The 18,859-nt window shown below is 69.1% G+C and carries 14 protein-coding genes; 7 read left to right on the top strand and 7 right to left on the bottom strand.

Annotated elements, in window-relative coordinates; genetic code table 11:
* Window positions 1–121 precede the first annotated feature (121 nt).
* Entirely contained in the window at window positions 122–1,327 is a 1,206-nt protein-coding gene (gene dinB, locus MSZK_RS13190) for a DNA polymerase IV (RefSeq protein ID WP_099248475.1), read from the top strand.
* Here dinB and MSZK_RS13185 read toward each other — a convergent pair.
* Entirely contained in the window at window positions 1,324–2,325 is a 1,002-nt protein-coding gene (locus MSZK_RS13185; RefSeq protein WP_099248473.1) for a PHP domain-containing protein, read from the bottom strand. The two genes, dinB and MSZK_RS13185, sit on opposite strands and share 4 nt — an antisense overlap.
* Window positions 2,326–2,436: 111 nt before the next feature.
* Between MSZK_RS13185 and MSZK_RS13180 the strand changes: the two genes are divergently transcribed.
* Genes MSZK_RS13180 through MSZK_RS13165 form a run of 4 tightly spaced genes read left to right on the top strand, consistent with a single transcriptional unit; the run spans window position 2,437 to window position 5,642 of the window.
* A complete protein-coding gene (locus MSZK_RS13180; protein WP_233211281.1) occupies window positions 2,437–2,814 on the top strand; it encodes a metalloregulator ArsR/SmtB family transcription factor in 378 nt (125 codons plus the stop codon).
* A complete protein-coding gene (locus MSZK_RS13175; protein ID WP_099248469.1) occupies window positions 2,811–4,454 on the top strand; it encodes a SulP family inorganic anion transporter in 1,644 nt (547 codons plus the stop codon). Before MSZK_RS13180 ends, MSZK_RS13175 begins: the two co-directional genes overlap by 4 nt.
* A gap of 24 nt (window positions 4,455–4,478) precedes the next feature.
* Window positions 4,479–4,760, top strand: coding sequence for a hypothetical protein (locus MSZK_RS13170; RefSeq protein WP_142389919.1), 282 nt, complete (start codon window positions 4,479–4,481; stop codon window positions 4,758–4,760).
* Window positions 4,761–4,796: 36 nt separating this feature from the next.
* Window positions 4,797–5,642: an LLM class F420-dependent oxidoreductase gene (locus MSZK_RS13165; RefSeq protein WP_099248465.1), complete on the top strand. Its 846-nt coding sequence runs from the start codon at window positions 4,797–4,799 to the stop codon at window positions 5,640–5,642.
* A gap of 72 nt (window positions 5,643–5,714) precedes the next feature.
* On the opposite strand, the gene MSZK_RS13160 is transcribed toward MSZK_RS13165, so the two are convergent.
* The 3 genes from MSZK_RS13160 to gltB all read right to left on the bottom strand — a co-directional run bounded on the left by MSZK_RS13160 (window position 5,715) and on the right by gltB (window position 12,098).
* Window positions 5,715–5,864 carry a hypothetical protein gene (locus MSZK_RS13160; protein WP_199203316.1) on the bottom strand — a complete coding sequence of 50 codons (150 nt, stop codon included), beginning with the start codon at window positions 5,862–5,864 and terminating at the stop codon, window positions 5,715–5,717.
* Between the two features lie 200 nt (window positions 5,865–6,064).
* Entirely contained in the window at window positions 6,065–7,531 is a 1,467-nt protein-coding gene (locus MSZK_RS13155; RefSeq protein WP_099248463.1) for a glutamate synthase subunit beta, read from the bottom strand.
* Entirely contained in the window at window positions 7,524–12,098 is a 4,575-nt protein-coding gene (gltB, locus tag MSZK_RS13150; RefSeq protein ID WP_099248477.1) for a glutamate synthase large subunit, read from the bottom strand. Before gltB ends, MSZK_RS13155 begins: the two co-directional genes overlap by 8 nt.
* 491 nt (window positions 12,099–12,589) lie before the next feature.
* On the opposite strand from gltB, the gene MSZK_RS13145 reads away from it, so the two are divergent.
* Both MSZK_RS13145 and MSZK_RS13140 read left to right on the top strand, forming a co-directional pair.
* Entirely contained in the window at window positions 12,590–13,654 is a 1,065-nt protein-coding gene (locus tag MSZK_RS13145; protein WP_099248461.1) for a MinD/ParA family protein, read from the top strand.
* Window positions 13,641–14,387 carry a serine/threonine-protein kinase gene (locus MSZK_RS13140; protein ID WP_099248459.1) on the top strand — a complete coding sequence of 249 codons (747 nt, stop codon included), beginning with the start codon at window positions 13,641–13,643 and terminating at the stop codon, window positions 14,385–14,387. Before MSZK_RS13145 ends, MSZK_RS13140 begins: the two co-directional genes overlap by 14 nt.
* Here MSZK_RS13140 and eccA read toward each other — a convergent pair.
* The 3 genes from eccA to mycP form a co-directional block, all read right to left on the bottom strand.
* On the bottom strand, window positions 14,377–16,227 hold the full coding sequence (eccA, locus tag MSZK_RS13135; RefSeq protein ID WP_099248457.1) for a type VII secretion AAA-ATPase EccA: 1,851 nt from the start codon (window positions 16,225–16,227) through the stop codon (window positions 14,377–14,379). The two genes, MSZK_RS13140 and eccA, sit on opposite strands and share 11 nt — an antisense overlap.
* A gap of 3 nt (window positions 16,228–16,230) precedes the next feature.
* Complete coding sequence (gene eccE / locus MSZK_RS13130) at window positions 16,231–17,766, bottom strand: type VII secretion protein EccE (RefSeq protein WP_099248455.1); 1,536 nt, start codon at window positions 17,764–17,766, stop codon at window positions 16,231–16,233.
* Window positions 17,763–18,859 (bottom strand): type VII secretion-associated serine protease mycosin (mycP, locus tag MSZK_RS13125; RefSeq protein ID WP_099248440.1); only part of this gene is annotated, 1,097 nt, incomplete at its 5' end. The genes mycP and eccE, both read right to left, overlap by 4 nt.

Below are 18,859 nucleotides of genomic sequence, written 5' to 3'. Positions count from 1 at the left end.
CCACCGCCGCCTGCGCCCGAACCTCCGCCGCCACCTCCCCCACCGGCGCCCGAGCCTGCGCCGCCACCGGCCGACGTGCCGCCACCGCCCTAGGCCGACTGTCGGACCGTCATGCGAACATCTGTTCGTGTCCGACGGTCGGGCGACCATCCTGCACGCTGATCTCGACTCGTTCTACGCCTCGGTCGAGCAGCGCGACGACCCCACTTTGCGGGGGCGGCCGGTGATCGTGGGCGGCGGCGTGGTGCTGGCCGCCAGCTACGAGGCCAAGGCGTACGGGGTGCGCACCGCGATGAGCGGTCACCAGGCGCGCCGGCTGTGTCCGGCCGCGGTGGTCGTGCCGCCGCGAATGTCGGCCTACAGCCAGGCCAGCACCGACGTCTTCGAGGTCTTTCGCGACACCACCCCGCTGGTCGAACCGCTCTCGGTGGACGAGGCCTTTCTCGACGTGTCCGGGCTGCAGCGGCTGTCCGGCGATCCGGTCCAGATCGCGGCCCGGCTGCGCGATGAGGTGCGCGACCGGGTGGGGCTGCCCATCACCGTGGGCATCGCCCGCACCAAGTTCCTGGCCAAAGTGGCCAGCCAGGAGGCCAAGCCGGACGGTCTGCTGGTGGTGCCGCCCGAGGCGGAACTGGCGTTCCTGCACCCGCTGCCGGTGCGCCGGCTGTGGGGGGTCGGGCCCAAGACGGCCGACAAACTGGGGGCGCACGGCATCGATACCGTCGCCCAGGTCGCCGAGCTCGGCGAGGCGATGCTGGCCTCGATCGTCGGGCCGGCGATGGGCCGGCAGCTGTACTGCTTGTCGCGCAATATCGATCGCCGCCGGGTCAGCACCGCACACCGGCGCCGGTCGGTGGGCGCCCAGCGGGCGCTGGGCCGGCAGCGACGGACCCCAGCCGAGCTGGACGCGGTGGTGATCGGGCTGATCGACCGGATCACCCGGCGCATGCGCGCCGCGCAGCGGACCGGGCGAACTGTGGTGCTGCGCTTGCGTTTCGAGGACTTCACCCGCGTCACCCGGTCACACACCATGGCCAGGGCCACCGGATCGACGGCCCCGATCCTGGCCGCCGCCCGCGCCCTGGTCGCCGCGGCCGAGCCGCTGATCGCCGAGCGGGGCATCACCCTGATCGGGTTCGCGGTGGCCAACATCGACTCCGACGGGGCTCAGCAGCTGGAACTTCCGCTGGACAGCACCCGCCCCGACACGACCGACCTGGACGCGGCGGTCGACCGGGTCCGCCGGCGTTACGGCAATGCGGTTCTCACCCGCGGGGTGTTGGTGGGCCGGGACCCAGGATGGGAGATGCCGCAGCTACCGGACTAGCCGGCCCAGCTCAGCAGTTTCTCGGCCGACCAGGTGTTGACGATCCGCTCGACCGGCACGTCGCCGTCGAGCGCTCGCTGCGCCCCATAGCCGAGGAAGTCGAGTTGGCCCGGGGCGTGCGCGTCGGTGTCGATCGAGAAGTCACACCCGATCTCGCGTGCCAGCGCGAGCAGCCGGGTCGGCGGGTCGCGGCGCTCGGGACGCGAGTTGATCTCGACCGCGGTGCTGTTGTCCCGGCATGCGGTGAACACCTTCTCGGCGTCGAACGTCGACTCCGGCCGGATCCCGCGGCTGCCGGTCACCAATCTGCCGGTGCAGTGCCCCAGGACGTTGACCCGCGCATCGGACACCGCGCGCACCATCCGCCGGGTCATCGACGGCTCATCCATCGCCAGCTTGGAATGCACGCTGGCCACCACGATGTCGAGGCGCTCCAGCAGCTCGGGGTCCTGGTCCAGGGTGCCGTCCTCGAGGATGTCGACCTCGATGCCGGTGAGGATCCGAAACGGCGCCATCGTCTCGCGCAGTTCGTCGATCACGTCGAGCTGCCTGCGCAGCCGATCGGCGGACAGTCCGTTGGCGATGGTCAGTCGCGGCGAATGGTCGGTGAGCGCGCAGTACTCGTGGCCCAGCGCGGCGGCGGTGGCGAGCATCTCGTGGATCGGGGCGGACCCGTCCGACCAGTTCGAATGCAGGTGCAGATCTCCGCGCAACGCGGCGCGCACCTCACCGCCGCCGAGATCGGCTGCCGTACTTCGCAATTCGACAAGTGCGTCCGGCTCCTGGCCGGCCCACGCCTGGGCGATGACTGTGGCGGTCTTGGGTCCGATGCCGGGCAGCGTCTGCCAACTGTTGGCGCGGCCGTGCCGGTCACGACTGTCGTCATCGAGCGCCTCGACGATGTCGGCGGCCTTGCGGTAGGCCATCACCCGCCGGGAGTCCTCCCGTGCGCGGTCCTTGTAGTACGCGATCTCGCGTAGCGCGGCCACCGGGTCCATGGCTCCAGTGTGCCCCGTGCGCAGCGCAGCGGATTTGGCCGGCCGAGATGCCCGCGGTACTCTGATTGATGAATCGTTCAATCCATCAACTGATCAATCCGAGGAATGCCGGTGCCCTCCCCTCTTCCCGGCGGCACCGAGCGGCCGCTCTACGAAATCAAGGCAAACCTGTTCAAGGCGCTTGCCCATCCCGCGCGCATCCGCGTCCTCGAGATCCTGTCCGCCGGTGACGGCCCGACGGCGGTCAGCGAGATCCTGGCCGCCACCGAGATCGAGCCGACGCTGCTCTCCCAACACCTGGCCGTGCTCAAACGCCACCACGTCGTCTCCTCCGAACGCGTCGGCAACGCCGTCTACTACCAGCTCGCCCACCCGTCGATCCGCGAGCTCCTGGTGACCGCGCGCAGCTTTCTGGCCGACACCCTGCGGGCCCGCCACCAGCAACTCGAGGCCTTCGACGCGCTGCCCCCGGTCGGGGATCCGCGATGATCGCCAGGGCGGCCGGCCAACTCTCGCGGCTGCTGCCTCGGCTCAGCGATTACGCCGACCTGCCGCGGTCCTGGCGGCGCGACATCGTCGCCGGCGTGACGGTCGGCGTGGTGGCCCTCCCGCTGGCGCTGGCGTTCGGGATCAGTTCCGGGGTCGGGGCGGCCGCCGGATTGATCACCGCCGTGGTCGCCGGCCTGGTCGCCGCGGTGTTCGGCGGCTCGCATGTCCAGGTGTCGGGTCCGACCGGGGCGATGGCGGTGGTGCTCGCCCCGATCGTCGCTCAGCACGGCATCGGCAGCATCGCGTTGGTCACGGTGTTGGCCGGGGTCATCGTGCTGGCCGCCGGAGTCACCGGGCTGGGCCGCGCAGTGACGTTCATCCCGTGGCCGGTGATCGAGGGCTTCACGCTCGGCATTGCGGCGATCATCTTCCTGCAGCAGGTGCCCGCCGCATTCGGTGTCACGGCTCCGGCCGGAGCGCGCACGCTGCCGGCGGCCGCGACGATCGTCGCAGGCGCCGACTGGTCATCGGCCTGGCCCACGCTGGCGATCGTGGGCTTCGTCGCCGTCCTGATGGTGGGTCTGCCGCGGCTGCACCGCGGGATCCCCGAATCGCTGACCGCAGTGGTCGCGGCGACCCTGGCCGTGGTCGCGTTCCACATCCCGGTGGGCACCATCGGCACCCTGCCGTCGCATCTGCCGGCACCGGTCATGCCACACGCCGACCCGGGGGCGCTGCGCACGCTGGTCGGCGCAGCACTGGCGATCGCGGCGCTGGCGGCGATCGAATCGCTGCTCTCGGCGCGGGTCGCGGCCACCATGTCACCGACGGGGCCCTACGACCCGGACCGTGAACTGGTCGGCCAGGGCCTGGCCTCGATGGCGTCCGGACTCTTCGGCGGCATGCCGGCCACCGGCGCGATCGCGCGCACCGCGGTCAACGTGCGCTCGGGCGCACGCACCCGGGTCTCGGCCATCGTGCATTCGCTGGTGCTGCTCGCCGTGGTGTATCTGGCCACCGGCCCCGTCGCAGCACTTCCGTTGTCGGCGTTGGCCGGAGTGCTGATGGTGACCTCGTTTCGGATGATTTCGGTGGGCACCGTCCGCAAGATCGTCCGCTCGACCCGCTCGGACGCGCTGACGTTTGCGCTGACCGCGGTCGTCACCGTCTGCTTCGACCTCATCGAGGCGGTGGAGATCGGCATCGTGGTGGCGGCGTTCTTCGCGCTGCGCACTGTCGCGCGGCGTAGCAGCGTGGTGCGCGAAGACCTTCCCGGCCCCTACCAGCCGGGCGACGAGCGGATCGCACTGCTGCGGCTCGACGGCGCGATGTTCTTCGGAGCGGCCGAGCGGCTGTCCAATGCGATCACCACCCATCCGGACGTGTCCGTGGTGATCATCCGGATGTCCCAGCTGGGGATGCTGGACGCGACGGGCGCGCACACGCTGGCCGAGATCGCCGAAGACCTGGAGGCCCGCGGCATCACGGTGATCATCAAGGGCGTCCGGCCCGAGCACATGAGCCTGCTCGCGAACATGGGCATCGTCGACGCTCTGCGCCACGAGAACCACCTGATGGATTCACTCGACGACGCGATCGCACATGCCCGTTCGCATGTGGCCGGGGTGGTTTACCCCTAGTTGCGGCCGGGTATCTGCCTGGTCATGTCCTCTCTCCAGTGGGTGATCCTGTACCTCTGCGTGGCAGCGCTGGTCGCGGGTTCAGCGGTGGCGTTCTCCGCTTGGTCGCGGGGCGGCGAGCGGACGCCGGCGGTCATGCTCGGCCCGGCGCTGCTGGCCGGAGCACTCTGGCCGCTGCTGCTCGTCGGGTTCGCGCAGTGGTTGTTGGTGCACGCGCTGGGGAAGATGCTGCGCAGGCAGCGGGACCGCACCAGCGAGGTGCGCTACTACGGTCCGCCGTCGCGGACTACCGCCCACGTCGCTTAGGAGCCCCGGTCGCCGGATCGGACTACGCTCGGGACAGTGCAATTCGCTTTCAAGACCTCGCCGCAGAACACCACCTGGGCTGACATGCTCGCGGTCTGGCGGGCCGCCGACGACATCGACGTCTACCACTCGGGCTGGACCTTCGATCACTTCTATCCGATCTTCTCCGATCCCACCGGCCCGTGCCTGGAGGGCTGGACCACGCTGACCGCGCTGGCGCAGGCGACCACCCGGCTGCGGCTGGGCACCCTGGTCACCGGGATCCACTACCGCCATCCCGCCGTTCTGGCCAATATGGCCGCCGCGGTCGACATCATCTCCGGCGGTCGTCTCGAGCTGGGTATCGGCGCCGGCTGGAACGAGGAGGAGTCCGGCGCCTACGGCATCGAGCTGGGCAGCATCAAGGAGCGGTTCGATCGCTTCGAAGAGGCTTGCCAGGTGCTCATCGGCCTCCTCAGCCAGGACACCACCGATTTCACCGGCACCTACTACCGGCTCGAGGCCGCGCGCAACGAACCCAAGGGCCCGCAGCGCCCGCACCCGCCGATCTGTATCGGCGGCAGCGGGGAGAAGCGCACGCTGCGGATCACCGCCAAATATGCCCAGCACTGGAACTTCGTCGGCGGTCCACCCGAGGAGTTCGCCCGCAAGCGTGACGTCCTGGCGAGCCATTGTGCCGACATCGGCCGCGACCCGGCCGAGATCATGCTGTCGGCGCATGTGCGCCTGAGCGAAGACCGGGATTACGCCAAGGTCGTCGACGAGGCCGCCGCCTTGGGCGCCGAGGGGCTGGACCTGGCGATCGTGTATCTGCCGACGCCGCACCACCCTGCGGTGCTCGAACCGCTCGCCGAGGCGATTCGCGATTCGGGCCTGACCTGAGCGGAGCCCAGATAACAACTCGGTAACGCCGGGCAAATCTGCGCCGACGTCAACCGCTGGCCGAATCCGTTGCTAGAACCCGTAGTGAACGAGTTCGGCGGGGGTGACCAGGCGCTCGTGCTTGGCCGGGAACTCGCGGCTCTTCACGGGGTGCCGGAAGAAGGACCAGGCGATACGCCCGACCCGCGAGCGAGATATCGGGTTGAGGTACACAAGGATCACTCCTGTGGTCGAATCTCGGTCTTACCGGAGCGCCACTTTACCGCAGCACCCGCTCCAGCAATTAGACACAGATCGCCCGGCAAACCGCAATAGGCGCGCCGGTAAATAATCCGATGATTCTGGCGTGACTGGAGTGACTGCGATTTCGGCGCGCAAACCGCCGCTCAGCGAACGGAAACGCGCCGAAATCGCAGGCAGGGTCAGCGCTGCGGGGCAGCTGTCGGCTTGATCGGCGCCGGCAGCGCGGAGTGCCCCATCAGGTAGCGGTCGACGCCCTTGGCGGCGGCCCGGCCCTCGGCGATCGCCCACACGATCAGTGACTGGCCGCGGCCCATGTCCCCGGCGACGAAGACGCCCGGCACCGAGGTGGCGAACTCGTTGTCGCGCGCGACATTTCCGCGGTCGGTGAGGTCGACGCCGAGGTCGGTGAGCAGTCCCGGCTTCTCCGGGCCCACGAAGCCCATCGCGAGCAGCACCAGGTCGGCCTCGAGCTCGAAGTCCGAATCCTCGACCTTCTCGAACTTGCCGTTCTTCATCACCACTTCGTGCGCGCGCAGGCCGGTGACCTTGCCCTCGTGGCCGAGGAACTTCTCGGTGTTGACCGAGAACACCCGCTCGCCACCTTCCTCGTGCGCCGAGGACACCCGGAACATCAGCGGATACGTCGGCCACGGCGTCGAGTCGGCCCGGGTCTCGGGCGGACGCGGCATGATCTCGAACTGGTGGATGCTGACCGCACCCTGTCGGTGGGCGGTGCCCAGGCAGTCCGCCCCGGTGTCGCCGCCACCGATGATGACGACCTTCTTGCCCTTCGCCGTGATCGGCGGCTGGCCGTCCTCGTCGAGCACGGGATCACCCTGCTGAACCTTGTTGGCCCACGGCAGGTATTCCATGGCCTGGTAGACGCCCTCGAACTGGCGGCCGGGGATCGGCAGATCGCGCCAATCGGTGGCGCCGCCGGCGAGCACCACCGCGTCGAAGTCGGCGCGCAGCTGGTCGGCGGTGATGTCGACGCCGACGTTGACGCCGGCGCGGAACTTGGTGCCCTCGGCCTCCATCTGCGCCAGCCGCCGGTCGATGTGGCGCTTCTCCATCTTGAACTCGGGGATGCCGTAGCGCAGCAGACCGCCGATGCGGTCGGCCCGCTCGAAGACGGTGACGTCGTGCCCGGCGCGGGTCAGCTGCTGGGCGGCCGCCAGTCCGGCCGGACCGGAGCCGACGACGGCGACCTTCTTGCCGGTGATGACATGCGGGGGCATCGGGACGACCCAGCCCTCATCGAAGGCGTTGTCGATGATCTCGACCTCGACCTGCTTGATGGTCACTGGGTCCTGGTTGATGCCCAGCACGCAGGAGGCCTCACACGGCGCGGGGCAGAGCCGACCGGTGAACTCGGGGAAGTTGTTGGTGGCGTGCAGCCGCTCGATCGCATCGCGCCACCGGTCCCGGTACACCAGGTCGTTCCACTCCGGGATCAGATTGCCCAGCGGGCAACCGTTGTGGCAGAACGGGATTCCGCAGTCCATGCAGCGGGATGCCTGGTGTTCGAGGGTGTCGTGGGAGAAGTCCTCGTAGACCTCTTTCCAGTCCTTGAGCCTCAGGTCCACCGGCCGGCGGACCGGTGTCTCCCTCTTGGTGTACTTCAGGAAGCCGGTCGGGTCAGCCATGAGCGGCCGCCATGATCGCCTTGTCGACGTCTTCGCCGGCCGCCTCGGCCGCCGAGATCGCCTGCAGCACGGCCTTGTAGTCGCGCGGCATCACTTTCACGAATTTCCCTATCTGTCCGGACCAGTCGGCCAAGACCCGCTGGCCCACCACCGAATCGGTGGCATCGGTGTGCGCGACGATGATGTCGCGCAGCCACTCGATGTCGGCATCGTCGAACTCGTCGATGTCGACCATCTCGGTGTTGAGGTTGCCCGCCAGTTTCGCTTCGGGGTCGTAGATGTAGGCGATCCCACCGGACATGCCCGCCGCGAAGTTACGGCCGGTCTCGCCGAGGATGACCACCCGGCCGCCGGTCATGTACTCGCAGCCGTGGTCACCGACACCCTCGACGACGGCGTGGGCACCGGAGTTGCGCACCGCGAACCGCTCCCCCACCGTCCCGCGGATGAACGCGGTTCCGCTGGTGGCGCCGAACAGGATCACGTTGCCGCCGATGATGTTGTCCTCGGCGACATAGTCGGCCGGGGCGTTGTCCGAGGGCCGCAGCACGATGCGGCCACCCGAGAGTCCCTTGCCGACGTAGTCGTTGGCGTCGCCGTAGACCCGCAGGGTCACACCCTTTGGCAGGAACGCCCCGAAGCTGTTACCCGCCGAGCCGGTGAACGTGATGTCGATGGTGCCGTCAGGAAGACCGTTGGCGCCATAGGCTTTCGTCAGCTCGTGGCCGAGCATGGTGCCCACGGTGCGGTTGGTGTTGGCGATCGTCGTCGAGAACCGAACCGGGGTGCCGGAATCCAGCGCTTCCCGGCTCATCACGATCAGCTGCTGGTCCAGCGCCTTGTCCAGGCCGTGATCCTGGCGCGAGCTGCAGTACAGATCCTGGTTCATGAACGCCGAGTCCGGCTCGTGCAGCACCGGAGTCAGGTCCAGCTTGTGGGCCTTCCAGTGCTCGGCGGCCTGCGCGGTGTCCAGCGCGTTGACCTGGCCGACCATCTCGTTGACGGTGCGGAAGCCGAGCTGCGCCATCAGTTCGCGTACCTCTTCGGCGATGAACAGGAAGAAGTTCTCCACGAATTCCGGCTTGCCGGTGAACCGTTCGCGCAACACCGGGTTCTGGGTGGCCACGCCCACCGGGCAAGTGTCGAGGTGGCAGACCCGCATCATGATGCAGCCCGAAACCACCAGCGGCGCGGTCGCGAAGCCGAACTCCTCGGCACCGAGCAGCGCGGCGATCACCACGTCGCGGCCGGTCTTGAGCTGGCCGTCGACCTGGACCACGATCCGGTCGCGCAACCCGTTGAGCAGCAGGGTCTGCTGGGTCTCGGCCAGGCCGAGCTCCCACGGTGCGCCGGCGTGCTTCATCGACGTCAACGGCGTCGCGCCGGTGCCGCCGTCGTGGCCGGAGATCAGCACCACGTCGGCGTGCGCCTTGGAGACACCGGCGGCGACCGTGCCGACGCCGTTCTCGCTGACCAGCTTGACGTGTACCCGGGCCTGCGGATTGGCGTTCTTCAGGTCGTGGATCAGCTGCGCGAGATCCTCGATCGAGTAGATGTCGTGGTGCGGCGGCGGCGAGATCAGCCCGACGCCGGGCGTGGAGTGCCGCACCTCGGCCACCCACGGGTAGACCTTGTGACCCGGGAGCTGGCCGCCCTCACCGGGTTTGGCGCCCTGGGCCATCTTGATCTGGATGTCGGTGCAGTTGGTCAGGTAGTGCGACGTCACGCCGAAGCGGCCGGAGGCCACCTGCTTGATCGCACTGCGGCGCCAGTCGCCGTTGGGGTCACGCTCGAAGCGGCTGGTGGCCTCGCCACCTTCACCGGAGTTCGACCGGCCGCCGAGGCGGTTCATCGCGATCGCCAGCGTCTCGTGTGCCTCGGCCGAGATCGAGCCGTAGCTCATCGCGCCGGTGGAGAACCGCTTGACGATTTCGCTGGCCGGTTCCACCTCCTCGATCGGGATCGAGGGGCGCACACCGTCTTTGAACTTCAGCAGACCGCGCAACGACGCCATCCGCTCGCTCTGGTCGTCGACCAGCTGCGTGTACTCCTTGAACACCTGGTACTGCCCGGTGCGGGTGGAATGCTGCAGCTTGAACACCGTGTCCGGGTTGAACAGGTGGTATTCGCCCTCGCGCCGCCACTGGTATTCGCCGCCGACCTCGAGTTCGCGGTGGGCGCGCTCGTCGGGGCGGTCAAGGTAGGCCAGCTGGTGGCGGGTGGCCACGTCCGCGGCGATGTCGTCGAGGTCGATGCCACCTACCGGGCAGCTCAGGCCGGTGAAGTACTCGTCGAGCACCTGCTGGGAGATGCCGATGGCCTGGTAGAGCTGTGAGCCGGTGTAGGAGGCCAGGGTGGAGATGCCCATCTTCGACATCACCTTCAGCACACCCTTGCCAGCGGCCTTGATGTAGTTCTGCAGGGCCTTCTCGCGGTCGATGCCCTCGATGACTCCGCGGTCGATCATGTCGCTGATCGACTCGAACGCCATGTAGGGGTTGATGGCCGCGGCGCCGAAGCTGACCAGGGCGGCCATGTGGTGCACCTCGCGGGCGTCACCGGCCTCCACGACCAGGCCGACCTGGGTGCGGGCCCGGGTGCGCACGAGATGGTGGTGGATGGCGGCGACCGCCAGCAGCGACGGGATCGGCGCCAGGCTCTCGTTGGACTCGCGGTCGGAGATGATCAGGATCCGGGCGCCGTCGGCGATGGCCTTCGAGGCGGCGTCACGGATGTCGTCGAGCGCGCGGCGCAGGCCCTCACCGCCCTTGGCGACGGGGTACAGACAGCGGATGACCGCCGAGCGCATGCCGTGCTTGCGGCCACGGACGGTGTCGTCGGGGTTGAGGTTGATCAGCTTGGCCAGCTCGTGGTTGCGCAGGATCGGCTGGCTCAGCCCGATCTGGTGGCACGACTCGGGCGTCGGGTTGAGCAGGTCGCCCTCCGGACCGACGGTGCCCTGCAGGCTGGTCACCACCTCTTCGCGGATGGCGTCCAGCGGCGGGTTCGTCACCTGGGCGAACAGCTGCTGGAAATAGTCGAACAGCATCCGCGGCCGGGCCGAGAGCACGGCGATCGGGGTGTCGGTGCCCATCGAGCCCAGCGGCTCGGCGCCGGCCCGCGCCATCGGCGCGACCAGCAGGTTGAGCTCTTCGTAGGTGTAGCCGAAGGCCTGCTGGCGCAGTACGACGCGGTGGTGCGGCATCCGCACGTACGGGCCCTGGGGCAGGTCGTCGAGGTGGAACTGCTGGTCGTCGAGCCACTCCTGGTACGGCTGCGCGCCGGCCAGTTCGGCCTTGATCTCCTCGTCGGAGACGATGCGGCCCTGGGCGGTGTCCACCAGGAACATCCGGCCCGGCTGCAGGCGCATCCGCTTGACCACGGTGGCCGGGTCCAGGTCGAGCACGCCGGCCTCCGAGGCCATCACGACCAGGCCGTCCTTGGTCACCCAGATGCGCGACGGGCGCAGGCCGTTGCGGTCGAGCACCGCACCGACGACGGTGCCGTCGGAGAAGCACACCGAGGCCGGTCCGTCCCACGGCTCCATCAGAGAGCCGTGGTACTGGTAGAACGCCCGGCGGGCGGGGTCCATCGACTCGTTGCGCTCCCAGGCCTCCGGGATCATCATCAGCATGGCGTGGGCCAGGCTGCGCCCGCCGAGATGCAGCAGCTCGAGCACCTCGTCGAAGCGGGCGGTGTCCGACGCGCCGGGGGTGCAGACCGGGAAGATCTTCTCGACGTCGGTACCGAAGACGTCGGTCTTGATCAGGGCCTCGCGGGCGCGCATCCAGTTCTCGTTACCGGTGACGGTGTTGATCTCGCCGTTGTGGGCGACCCGGCGGAACGGGTGGGCCAGCGGCCACGACGGGAAGGTGTTGGTGGAGAACCGCGAGTGCACGATGCCCAGCGCGCTTTCCAGCCGCTCGTCTTGCAGGTCCAGATAGAAGGCCTTGAGCTGCGGGGTGGTCAGCATGCCCTTGTAGACGAAGGTCTGACCGGAAAGGCTTGGGAAATAGACGGTTTCCCGTCCGGGGCCATCCTGGCCGGGGCCCTTGGAGCCCAGTTCGTGCTCGGCGCGCTTGCGGATCACGTAGGCCTTGCGCTCCAGGTCCATGCCCGAGGCGCCGCCGATGAACACCTGGCGGAAGGTCGGCATCGCGTCACGGGACAGCGCGCCCAGCGAGGAGTCGTCGGTGGGGACGTCGCGCCAGCCGATGACGTCGAGGCCCTCGGCCTCGACGATCTTCTCGACACCCTCGCAGGCGGTGGCCGCGTCGCGGGCGGACTGCGGCAGGAAGGCGATGCCGGTCGCGTACGAGCCCTCGGCAGGCAGCTCGAAGTCGCAGACGGCGCGCAGGAACGCGTCGGGTACCTGCAGCAGGATGCCCGCGCCGTCACCGCTGTGCGGCTCGGCGCCGGCGGCGCCGCGGTGCTCGAGGTTCAGCAGCGCGGTGATCGCTTTGTCCACGATGTCGCGGCTGCGACGGCCGTGGATGTCCACCACCATGGCGACACCACATGAGTCATGCTCATATGCGGGGTTGTACAGCCCGACACTCCTGGGCATTCGCACCTGACCCTTCACAAGCTTTGTTCGCACGGTGGTTCGTCGACGTCACCGCGCCCCGCCAGGGATTCCTCCGTGCGGCACTGAACGGGGCTCCACTGTGGTGTCAACAAGTCGTAAAACGATATGCCAAACCACGCCTGACATGCCAACTTAGTCTAGGCTAACTCGGTTACCCGACCGCGCTGCGCGAAGCGTCGGTCGGCCCCGGGGTTTGGCTGCGGAATCCGTTGCCATCGGCCCGCTTTGGTGTCGTGATCGTCCGTCTGCGGCCCGTTCCGTCGATGGGGTGCCCCGTCTGCGCAGCGCCGGGCGCTTTGCTGACGGCGGAGCGCACGAGCCCGGGTGGTGCGGGATACCTCACATCGGCGCGCGTCACGGTGCCCGCGACCTGGGCTGCAGAGCGGTCTGGGACTTTGCGAAAACTCTGGTCGAATCCTTACCTTTTCCGCCCGAAACGCTGCCGGTGACGAGCAGCGATACTGAACACGATGACCGACCGCGACGACCACCCGCGCGACCGCTACCGGCAGGCCCCGCCGGGATACCCCGCTGGGCCGCCGACCGAGCGCATTCCGCGCATCGAGCTGCCGATTCCGCCGCAGCCCGCTCCGCCCCGGTCGCCCTATCCCCCGCTGCCTACGCCTCCGGCGGTACGGCCGCCGAAGCCTACGCCGACCCGCGGGTGGCGCCGCGGGGTGCACGCGGCGACGTTCGGTCTGGTGAATCCCGGACCGTCGCGCCAAGAGCGGCGGGTGGCGGCGATGGAGGCCATGGTGGCCGCCCCGCTGCGCGGCCACTACAAGATCGGTGTGCTGGGCAAGGGCGGGGTAGGCAAGACGACGGTGGCCGCCAGCATCGGGTGTGTGCTGGCCGAGTTGCGGCGCGGTGACCGCGTGGTGGCCGTCGACGCCGACACCGCCTTCGGCCGCCTCGGCAGCCGGATCGATCCGCGGGTCGCCGGTTCGTACTGGGAGCTGGCCAAGAACAAGAACCTGCAGTCGTTCGCCGAGGTACTGACCCGCATCGGCAGCAACTCGTCGGGCCTGTTCGTGCTGGCCGGGGAGAACGGCAGCCGGCGCGGCATCCTCGACCCGGCGATCTACCGCGAGGCCACCATGCGCCTGGACCGGCACTTCACGATCTCGATCGTGGACTGCGGGTCCACCATGGACGCCCCGGTGACGCAGGAGGCGATGCGGGACATGGACGCGCTGATCGTGGTGTCCTCGCCGTGGCCGGACGGGGCGTCGGCAGCCGCGCAGACCATGGAATGGCTTGCCGCCCATGGCAAGACCGGTTTGATGCAACGCACGGTGATCGTGCTCAACGATTCCGACGGACATTCCGACAAGCGCACTCGTGGTGTGCTGGCCGACCAGTTCCGCGCCCGGCGCCAGGCGGTGGTGGAGGTCCCGTTCGATCCGGGCCTGCGCCCGGGCGGGGTGATCAACAACACCGGCGAGATGTCGGCGCCCACCCGGGCGGCGTTCGTCGAAGTGGCGGCGGTCATTTCGCAGTTCTTCGCGACGATCCCCCACCGTGGACCGCGCTGACGTCGGCGGTTACTCGATCCGCTCGGTGCTCGGCACCGGCGGCACCGCCACGGTGTACCTGGCGCACGGGCACGGCCGGGAGGTCGCGCTGAAGGTCGGCCCCACCGCCTGCCGGGTCCCGCTGCGACATCCGCACATCGTCGCGGTGTACGACCAGGGTGAGTTGCCGGACGGAAACCACTGGACCGCACTGCAGTACGCCACCGGCGGGGACGCCGACAGCGAGCTGCGGGCAGGGCGGATGCCGCCGGCGCGGACGGTGCACATCGTCGCCGATGTGGCGCAGGCGCTGGACTTCGCGCACGCCCACGGCGTGGTGCACGGGGATGTCAAGCCGTCGAATTTCTTGCTGGCCGAACACGACTGGGTGCTACTAGCGGATTTCGGCACACTGCCGTTCGTCCGCGACGGCACCGTGCTCGTGTCGGCCGCCTATGCCGCACCGGAGATGGTGCGGGGCATGGCGGTCGACGGACGTGCCGACGTCTATTCGCTGGGCTGCTCGCTGTTTCGGCTGCTGACCGGCAAGCCGCCCTTCTTCGATGCCGGCTCGAAGGACGAGGTCGTGCAGGCGCAACTGCGTCGGGAGCCGCCCCGGGTGACCCGGTTCGCGCCGTGGCTGCCCGCCGCAATGGACGACGTGATCGCCAGAGCCATGGCCAAGGACCCGGCCGCGCGCTGGCCGAGTGCCGGCGCGCTGGCCGATGCCGCCGCGGCGGCGCTCACAGGCTGATCGGCACGTGTTTCTCGGCGCACGCGTCTGCCACCGCGGCGACCACATCCTGGGTGCGCAGGGTTTCGAGGTCTTCTACGGTCACCGATCCCCGGCTGGTGCGGTTCTGGGCGGCGACCCGGGAATCCCGCAGCCGCTCGGCACGTTCCACGACGTTGCGGGCGAAACGCCCGTTCTGCATCACATCGATTCCGTGCGTCCCATCGGGGGCAAGGTAGGCGCGCAGCGCGCGGCAGGCCGCGTTGAGCGCCTCCTGGGCAGCGGGTTCGATCACCGTGGCGCGCGGACCGCCGTAGCGGATCGCGATCTCGACGAGCTCGTCCGGGCTGTAGGACTCGAAGCGCAGCTTCCGGTTGAAGCGTCCGGCCAAACCGGGGTTCACGGTAAGGAATTCGTCGACTTCCTTCTCATAGCCGGCGCCGATGAAGCAGAAGTCGAAGCGGTGGACCTCCAGGGCAACCAGGAGCTGGTTGACCGCCTCCATGCCGATCATGTCCGGGCGCCCATCGTGGTGGCGCTCCACCAGGCTGTAGAACTCGTCCATGAACAGGATCCGGCCCAGTGAACGGCTGATCAGCTCATTGGTTTTCGGACCCGACGAGCCGATGTGTTCGCCGCAGAAGTCGGCGCGCTTGACCTCGATGATCTCCGGATGCCGGACGATTCCCAGCCCGGCGTAGATCTTGCCCAACGCCTCGGCCGTGGTCGTCTTGCCGGTGCCGGGCGGGCCCACCAGGAGCATATGGTTGGTCTGGTTGGTCACCGGCAGTCCGTGGGCCAGTCGCAGCGCGCGGACCTCGATCTGGTCTTCCAGTTCGGCGACCGCCCGCTTCACGTCGGCCAGGCCCACCTGATTGTTCAGCAGGGCACGACCTTCGGCCAGCAGCTCCACCCGCCGCTCGGCGTTCTCCTCTTCGGCCCGCTCGTGCTCGGACTGCTCGGTGCTGACATCCCATTTGTTGGTGCGGCTGTTGATGGTGTCCTCGTCGGTGACGACGAGCTGCAGTCGCTGATCGCCAAGGGCCTGCTTGGCCGGATCGATCAGCACGCCGTTGATGGTGGCCTTGGACAGCCAGATCTGGGCCTTGTCCTCTTCGCCGAGCTGACGATGCGCCATACCCCTGACATAAGCCAGATCGGCGGCGATCAAGGGGAATTCGAGCGGATCGATCGCGGTGACCGCGGTGTCGAGCAGGCTGTGCCTGCGCGACTCGGCGCTCCCGCGATCGGATCGCAGCTCCACCCGGTCGGCCCAGTCCAACGCGACCCGCGCCTGGCCCAGGTGCGCGGCGGCATGAGCGGCCAGCGCGTTGGTGGCCGCGGTCACGGCCGACATGATGATCGCCTGGGGCGGAAGCACCCGTGCCGCCTCGGCGATGACATCGGGCCAGCGCTGCGCGGCGAACATCAGGTAGGCCCGCACATACTGCTGCCACTGGTGGTTCTCCCAGGTATCCAGCAGCGCCGGATCCTCCACCACCGCTTCGGCTTTCTCGAACTGCCCGTCGTCGACCAGCCCACTGGCCAGGGCCAGTCCGGCGTGCGACGACTCGGTGACGTTGATCGACAGGTACGGTCCCGCCTTGATGGGTGCGGAGAGCCGGACACCGAGCCGGTTGGTCTCCCGGTGCAACCGGGCGCCGTAGGCGTAGAGCTGTTGCAGGGTATCCAGCGCGTCGTCGCCCGCCGCGATGCGGCCGAGCCAGGCATCGGCCATCGACGGGTCGATCCCGGTGGCGTCGCGGAAATGGCGCAGTGCGGCCGTGGGATCGGAGTCCAGCGCGGTCATCGCCTGGTCGAACTGCCTGCGGGCCGCCGCGGTGTCGGTGCTGCTGGTCATCGGCTAATCCGCCGGTTCCAACTCGGCCGACCTCATGCTGGTCGGTTCATGTGACACATACCGGTTCTCGGCGCGGAACAGCTCAACCTCCACCATGTAGACCCGTCCGGCCGCGGTCACCTCGACGGTGGCCGGGCCGATCTGGGTGATGACAACATCGGCCGAACCCCGTTGTGTCTCACCGGGCCGGCCCACCGAGATCACGGTGTTGGGGCGCGGCGCGGGTGCGACCGTCCCGTCCACCACACTGACCGTGGTTCCCGCCGCTGGACGCGGCTGGTCCGATACGGCGATGTGCGGCATGCGCACGCTGTCCCAGCGCTGCAGGTCGGTGGTGTGAACGGTGATCCGGTCACCGGCCCCGGCGGTGCGGACGATGATGCGCTTGGCCAGGTGGTCTTCGGCCGCGATGTGGATGCGGCTGAACTCGCCGGGGTCGCCCAGCGGCAACAGCAACCGGTCGCCGGCGTTGACCTTGCCGAGCAGCACGCCGGATGGCCCGATCGGCAAAACCAATGCGGCCGGGGCGATCCCACGGGCCAGCCCGTGCAGTTCCGGGCGCGGACCGCAGAGGTTCGCGGCAACAGCACTGGCCTGCTCGCCCGGCAGGGTCCGCAGGATGACGCTGGGCGGCGCCGTCGGCGGTTGGGCACTGCGCACCGTGAGGGTCGCGGTGGCCGTCCCATCGGGGAACAGGGTGATGTTCTGGGTGATGCCGTCGGCTCGCAGCGACCATGCCTGGGACAGCACCTCGGCGGTGATGTCTCGCGGCCGGTAGGCGTAGGTGGTCAGCCAGCCGGCATCGCTGCGGGCGGTGCGCCAGCGCTGGTTGTGCGATTCGAGCGCGGTCCGTCCCAGCCGCCGCTCGAATTCCACCATGTCCGTCGCAGTGGCGACCTTGGCGCGAACTCCGGTGCAGCGCAGGCTCGCAGCGATCCGCTGGGCCGCCGCCAGGGCGGCGGTGCCCACGGTCGCCCGCCATTGCAGGGCATCGGCGTTGGCCAGCGCCCGCAGCCGGATCACCAGCCAGGTTTCGCGCTGACCGGCATAGGGCGGGGTGCCGATCAGGGTGTCGTACACCCGGGGGTAGTCCCCTGTGCTGCGCCGCCGAGCACCTGACGTCACCACCGACAGCGACTCGATGGTCAGGCCCAGACTCTGGTGCATTGCCGGCAGCAGTTCGCTGACGTCGACGGTGTTGCGGGTCTCGGTCGCAGTCGATCCGGTGAAAATCGTGGGGACATGCGCCTTTCCGATGAGCTGGACGGCGACGATCGCTACACCGTCCTGGTAGCGCACTCCGCCACCGGAGCGATCGTTGGCGACGGTCACCGGTTCACTCAGCGGGATGGGTCGATTGCGGCGCAGGTAAAGGCCGAGCCACGCCCACAGCGGTTGGCGCCGCCACGGAATCGCGAACAGCATCAGGCCCAGCGCCAGACCCACGCCGGCGCCGATGTAGCCGTAGACGATCCACCCGGCCAGCCCCGAGGCCAGGACGGCCAGTATCACCGCAAGGCGGACGGTGTCACGCGTCATCGCGCCCGCCTCGCGCGGGCGATGATGCTGGCCAGCAGGACCGCGCCGACAACGGCGCCGGCGAAGATCAGAGCCACGGTGCGGGCCCGGTGGTCGGGTGCCGGCGCCGGGGCAGGTGGGGCCATCACCCGGGTCAGCGATCCGGGTGCCAGCCGATCACCGGGTGGCACGTTGAACGTCAGCGCGGCTACGGGATCGACGACCCCGTAGCCGACCTGGTTGTCCACGCCGCGGGGCGGGTTGTGCGCGGTCTGCAGAATCCGGTGGATGACCTGATTGGCCGTCAGGTCGGGATACTTGGCGCGGACCAGTGCCGCGACTCCGGACACGTAGGCTGCCGAGAAGCTGGTGCCCCAGAACGGCATGTTCTTCTCGCCAGGACGCACCGGCGGATAGGCGTTCACCGGCCCCGCTGTCTGCGGCGAGAGACCCATCACCCCGACGCCGGGCGCGGCGGCGGCCACCCACGGTCCGGCCAGGCTCTTGTTGATCGGCGCGCCGGTGTTGTCGACGGCCCCGACCGACAGCACATAGTCGGAGAACCACGACGGGGACGAGACCGTCTTGACCTGGTGCCAGTCGCGGGGGTCCGAGGTGTCGAGCGGATCGAACGACGGATTCTGCGCGCAGCCGTCCTCCCCTTCGTTGCCGGCGGCGGCGACGATCACGGCGTCCTTGACCGTCGCGGCGTACCAGACGGCTGCGCCGAGCGCGCGTTGATCCAGCGGGTCGGCGGCCGAGACACACGACGTGACGCTGATGTTGATCACCTTGGCGCCCATGTTGGCGGCGTGCACAATCGCGCTGGCCAGCGTCGCCACGGTGCCGGCTTTCTTGCGCGCCTCGCTGTCACCGGGGCCCGGGTTCTCCGGTTCGTAGGCCCGCGAGGACTGCCGGATGGAGATCAGCACGGCGTGCGGGGCCACCCCGGCCACCCCGTCGGGCGCCCCCGGCGGGGGCGGCGGCACCTCTGGATCGTCCGGTCCGCTCGGGTCGGGATCGCCGGGTCCGTTGGACGGCTGGTCCGGCGGTGGCGGTGGCTCGGCCGGTGGTGGCGGCGGGGGTGCCTGTTTGGTTTCGGTGACCGTCACCG

Source organism: Mycobacterium sp. shizuoka-1, assembly GCF_002723835.1.
GTDB lineage: Bacteria > Actinomycetota > Actinomycetes > Mycobacteriales > Mycobacteriaceae > Mycobacterium.
This window is presented reverse-complemented; position numbering and strand designations above follow the sequence as displayed.